At 71.3% G+C, this 5,751-nt stretch carries 5 protein-coding genes; all 5 read left to right on the plus strand.

Translation table 11 applies throughout. The features are described from left to right. A partial coding sequence (locus SZN_RS34915; protein ID WP_007504660.1) for a hypothetical protein occupies positions 1-1,421 on the plus strand: 1,421 nt, incomplete at its 5' end. A gap of 558 nt (positions 1,422-1,979) precedes the next feature. Then, positions 1,980-2,312: a hypothetical protein gene (locus SZN_RS34920; RefSeq protein WP_007504662.1), complete on the plus strand. Its 333-nt coding sequence runs from the start codon at positions 1,980-1,982 to the stop codon at positions 2,310-2,312. Between the two features lie 62 nt (positions 2,313-2,374). Further along, positions 2,375-2,686: a pore-forming ESAT-6 family protein gene (locus SZN_RS34925; RefSeq protein WP_007504672.1), complete on the plus strand. Its 312-nt coding sequence runs from the start codon at positions 2,375-2,377 to the stop codon at positions 2,684-2,686. Positions 2,687-2,738: 52 nt separating this feature from the next. After that, on the plus strand, positions 2,739-3,131 hold the full coding sequence (locus SZN_RS34930) for a DUF6507 family protein (protein ID WP_007504674.1): 393 nt from the start codon (positions 2,739-2,741) through the stop codon (positions 3,129-3,131). Then, positions 3,128-5,677, plus strand: coding sequence for a hypothetical protein (locus tag SZN_RS37820; RefSeq protein ID WP_007504676.1), 2,550 nt, complete (start codon positions 3,128-3,130; stop codon positions 5,675-5,677). Before SZN_RS34930 ends, SZN_RS37820 begins: the two co-directional genes overlap by 4 nt. Positions 5,678-5,751: the final 74 nt, after the last annotated feature.

The following is a 5,751-nucleotide window of genomic DNA, read 5'->3' on the forward strand; positions in this document are numbered from 1 at the left end:
CCGAACTGCTGCGCGCCGCCCACACGGCCCGGCTGGCCGGCCTGCACAGGGCGGAGGCCGCGGCGCTGCGCGTCGTACGCGGTCTGCGCGGCGCACGCGCCCGCCACGACGGCCACCGGCTGGCCGACCTGGCCGCCGCCCTGCGCGAACTCCTGCTCACCGCGGGCCTGCTGGCGTCCGCCGACCCCGAGCCGGCCCTGATCGGCACGGCCCGCCGCGGCTACCGGCCGGGCGATGCCGGGCTGCGCGTCCACGGGGTCTGCCGCGAGCCGGTGATCAGCGCCACCGGTTACGGCGGCGTGGTCACGCACCTGGTCACCGACGACGGGCGCTGGTTCACCGTCGCCGACGTCAAGCCCGGCGGCCCGGCCCGCGCCCGCGGTGCCGCCACGGCCCCGGTCGCCCTCGGCCCGGCCGCGCTGAACCACGCCCAACTCGCCCGCGGCGGCCTGCTCATCACCGGAGCCACCCTCTCCCCGGACGGCCGCCTCGGCTCCGGCAAGGGGGTCCGCGCCACGCCCCTCACCGGCCTGCCCTGGTCATCGGGCCCCCTGGCCGCCCTGTTCGCCCGCCCCCTCACCGAGACCGTCACCGACCGGCTCTCCACGGCCCACGCAACGGACCTCGAACAGAGCGCGCAGACACGTGAACTGATCTGCTGCGACCTGATGGTCGTCGGCGCGACCGCCGACCACGTCCTGGCCCGGCAACTCCTCCCCGCACCGACGCCGACAGCACCCGCGGCCGGTCCGGACGACCCGCAGGCCGGAGCCGGGGCGGCGGAGTCGGGCCCGCTGATCCGGCTGGTCCCGGCCAACGGCCACCCCGACCTCGCCCACACGTCCAATCTCCGCCAGCTCGCTTCCCGCCCCGGCCTGCGCGTCCGGGTGGTCGCCCGGCTGGCCCCCGAACGGGCCGCGACGCTGCACCCGCTCGCGGTGGGCCCGGTGCCGGACACGGAGGCGACGCTGCGCCTGCCGGCGGAGTGGCTGGGCCGCGCGGACCTGGGCTACGACCGCCTCCAGGGCTCGCATCTCCCCCCGCGCGACACCTGTCCCCCCGTCGGGACGGTCCCGCACGCCGAGGCCGACCCCCTGGCCGACTCCCCGCTGTGGCGGGTACGGCGCCTGGTGGAACTGGCCGTCGCCGGAGGCCGCAGAGCGGTCGCGGAACCCGCGCGCGACGGTGACCTCCGCGGCGACGGGGTCTCCCTGCGCCGTACGGGATTCCGGGTGGCCGCGGATCTGGCCGAGGCGCTCACCGCAGAGGCCGACCGCCGCACCCGTGACGCCTTCGGCCGCCTCGCCGACCCCGACCCCGACCGCTACGCGTGGTCCTGGCTCGCCACGGCCGTCCACCTCGCCCACATGGAACGATCCCTGATCCAGGCCACCTGGCACCCCCGCCACGGCGTCCGGTGACACCCGGACCACCCGGGCCACCCGGGCCACCCGGGCCACCCGGGCCACCCGGGCCACCCGGACTCCGGAACGGGCACCGGCGTGTCCAGGGCACGGGCGGACTCACGGGCGGACTCCCGGACGGACTCCTCCGGCCGTCTCTCCGGTCGGCCGGACGACTCACGGGACTGCCGAAGGCAGCCTCTGGTCAGAGGGGCAGCCGCCGTCGCCCACCGGCTGCCGCCCCCGGATGCGGCCCGTTCGCGGCCCGACGAGCGGGCCCGACGAGCGGGGCCGACACGGTGGCGACGCGGTGGCGACGCGTCTCGGCCGGGTTGCGCCGTCGTTCGCGGGTCTGCCGTTCCCCGTCGGTCCACCGTGCCCGCGCGGTGTGCTCGGGAAGCGGACGGCCTGCGGCTGCTCACCCACCAGATCACGCCACGTCACCCACTTTCACGATTGCGGCTGCAACCTGCGCTGCGAGAGAATGTTCGACGGGTGGCGAGTCGCGGGTGACGCGTCATCACGCCGTGGCGATCGGGCAGGCGCAGTGTGCAACGTACTGACGGGGGTGGGTCGATGAAGTTCGACATGGGGTCGACGGCTCTGTCGGATCTGGGGAGGAGCACGGTCGGGTCGGGTGAGGACCTCGGTTCGCTGATCCAGCAGTTGATCCAGGCGGCGGAGCCGTTGGAGGGGAAGTTCAACGGGGCGGGCAAGGCCGCGTTCGACACCTTCAAGGTGAATGCCGACGAGATCACCAGCGCGCTGAACGGTTCGCTCGGTGCGATCCTGGGCGGCCAGTCGGGTATGGACTCCGCGTTCGGTACCGGTGACGTGGAGTTGGAGGAGAACGCGAACCAGAACATCGGTGCCGCCGATTTCGACGCGGCCCGGTTCGGCGCCCGCTAGCGGCCCGGCGCACATGCTCGTCCGCCGCAATCACCTTCACCTTTCTCAGGGGGAACTTGACGATGCCTCAGAACCAGGACCGCCGTTCGTACGACACCGGCGCCTCCAGCGAGGTGCAGACGAGTCTGCAGGGCGTCATCGGCCGGCTGGAGCGTGTACTGGCCGACCGTGAGCGCGCGGTGAGGGCCGCGATGGCCGACTTCGCCGCGGACGGCGTCGCCGAGGAGTACCACGGCAAGGAGTTGCGCTGGCAGCGCGCCGCAGGCGAGGTCCGCGAGATCATCCGGCTGGTCCGCACGACGATGGAGCAGAACGACGGGACCGCGCAGTCGACCCTGGCCAGAGCGAAGGCGGCCGTCGACAACATCGGCTGACGCGGCACGCGGCGGTGGCGGGAGCGAGGCGGAGGGAAGCGGGGGCTGGCGTATGCCGGGGTGGGACGTGTCCGCGTCCGGGGTCGGGAGTGTGGCCTCGAATGTCGCGGAGGTGATGAGGGTCCTGGACGACATCGTCCGGGCGTACGGGAAGGACGTGGAGGGCGCGGCCACGGCGGCCGGGACGCTCGCTCCGGGCGGGGCGAGCGGGGAGCGCAAGGGGCAGACCGGGCTGGTGGCCGCCGCCCTTGCGGAGTTCATCGAGGGCACGGCCGACGAGCTACGGTTCGTCGGTGTGCGCGTCGGCAAATCTGTCAATGGCGCGGTGGAGGCCGCCGTCGCGTACCAGGAGGGGGACCTGGAGATGGCGGCCGAGGTGCAGCGGCGGGCGTCCGGGCTGGTGGTGCCCGGTATGCCGGCCGGCTGGAAGGCGGGCCGTCTGTGATCCAGCCGGAGTCCGTTCCGCTGTTCACCGGCGATCTCGGCCGGCTGGAGCAGCACACCGACGCCCTGCGGGTCGAGGCGGGCGGCATCCGCCAGGCCGGCGGGGAGGCGCATCGGCAGTTCCAGGGGCTGTCGGCCTTCTACGAGGCTCCGGAGGCAGAGGAGCTGTTCGCGTCGACGGCGCCTGCGCGTGATGGCGCGGACGCGTTCGCGGACAAGGTCGCCACCGTCGCGGACGCCCTGTCGGCGTACGCGGCCGAAGTCGCCCCGATCATCGCGCGGTTGGAGCGCCTGCAGAGCAAGGCGACCGCGTTCGTGGCGGGACTGAGGACGCCAGGCGGGGAGTTCGACGAGAACTGGACCGATGACGCGGACAAGGTCGGCCGGCACCAGGCGCTGATGCGTGAAGTGAATGTCGCGCAGGCCGCGTTCACGGCCGCCGAGATCGCCTGCAGCAACAAGATCACGGCGCTGGTGGGCGGCACCCAGTACGTGATGAACACCGGCGACAGGCAGTTCAGGCCGCTCGACGCGGAACTGTACGGCTACAGCGCCGAGGTGCTGGACCGGGCCAAGCAACTCCCCTGGGGCACACCGGTCACCCAGTCCCGCGACTGGTGGGACCCGGACGACCTCGGCCACTACGCCAGGAGCTTCTTCTGGGACGGGCTGATCGTCGACGGAGTCTGGGGCACCGTCGACGGCCTGGCGACCCTGGCCGGCATCCGCGGCTCGGACCGCGCCGGGCAGGCATGGGAAGGCGTGCTGCGGGCCGTCGTCGGGGCCGAGACCTACCTCATGGAGTCCGGCGGCAAGAAGCCGACCGGGGTCTTCGCCACCCGCTTCGCCCAGGACAGCAAGAAGTACGCCAAGGAGTTCGGCAAGTCCTTCGTCGCCTGGGACATGTGGAAGGAGAACCCGGCCCGCGCCGCGGGCACCGTCGTCTTCAACACGCTCACCCTGGGCGCCGGCCCCCTCAAGATCGCCTCCGCAGGCAAAGCCGGCACCGCCGCCAAGGTCGCCACCACCGTCGCGAAGGTCGGCGACGTGATCGACCCGATCGGCGCCGCGGTCAAGGTGACCGGCCACACCGTGCCAAAAATCGCCGAGATCGCCGCGAACCTGCGCGGGGTGGACGACATCCCCGACCTGTCCGCCCCGCACAGCGTCCTGGAACTCTCCGACGGCTCCAAACTCATCGTCGCGGACGGCAAGTTCATCCCCTACGACCAACACGGCGACCTCGTCGGCGAGGCACCGAAGCAGGAGCGATCCACCACTGCGGAGACTGCGCCGGAGCAGACGCCGGTGAGGGAGCGGGAACTGGCCGGCGTGGGCAGCAGGTCGCCAGAGGCATCAGCACAGTTTGGCGATGGGTCCACTGGCGCTGCGGTAGACAACGGTGGCGGTACGCGGGGGCCCGCCTCGGAGGCTTCGTTCACGCGCCACGGCGCTTCGGACGGCGGGCACGGGGCGGGGAGCAGCGATGGGACGCCGCATGGTGGTGGGCGAGTTGGAGCGTCACACCACTCCGGCAGCTCGTACGACGCCGACGGAGCTGGTGCCACCGGAGGATCCGACGATGGGGCGGCCACGCCTGAGGACCGGGGAGCCGGCGGACCGGACAAGGGTGGGGACCGGGAACTGAGCGCCGCAGAGCGGAAGCAGATCCAGGACGAGCACATTCGGAAGGCCAACAACCCCGACCGAACGTGGTTCAACGAGCACTACGACATTCTGGGTCGCCGTAGGCAGCTCTTGAACAAGGATGGCACCCCAAAATTGGTGGACGGCGTCGAGCTCCCCCAGTTGGCCAGGAACGCTGAAGGCAAGTGGGTCGCCGCAAACGACCTGCCGAGCGGACCCTCTGAGGTCAAGTGGGGGCCGAAGAACCTCGGGACCGACACGGTTCCAGACGGAAATCTCTCTGCCCTAGACGCCGCTGCGGCGAAACGCAGGGCATCGGTGGACCTCACCAATGCAGAAAAGACCTTTGATGAGACGCGTTCCGCCGCCGCGCAGGAGGCTCTCACGAAGGCCCAGGAGGCATACACTGCCCGGCTCGGTGACATCCCCAACAACAGCAAGATCTCTGAGGTTCTCGGCGAGAAGGCTGCCAGACTGCACGTAATTCCACGCGAGTTCCCGACAGCCGACAGAATCACGCTCCCGAAGACACCCAACGGCGCCAACATGTTCGACGACGTGTACAGACTCGGCGACGACGGCCACTACCTCATCGTCGAAGAAAAGGCACCGACGGGGGACCTCGACTGGCGCCGTGGCCGCGCTGACCCGGAGGACCCGGCGAACCCGCACATCGGCGACGATGGTGGGGCCCAGGGACTGCGGGTCAAGCAGGGCACTAAGCTGTACATACGTACGATCCTTGCCGAGATGACGCTGCGTGGCGGAAGGGACGCCGACATCGCGAAGGCTCTCCGCAGCGCGTTGGCGCAAGGGAAACTGCAGTACGTCCTGGTCAAGGCCAACAACAACACCGGCTCCTCCTACGCTGGTGCCATGCTGGAACACTTGCAGATCTAGTAAGAGGAGCACACGTGCTCACGCGCATTCCTCGCCATGAATTCCGCACGGACAACGCGGCCGAAGCCATGGCA

The organism is Streptomyces zinciresistens K42 (assembly GCF_000225525.1).
Classification (GTDB): Bacteria; Actinomycetota; Actinomycetes; order Streptomycetales; family Streptomycetaceae; genus Streptomyces; species Streptomyces zinciresistens.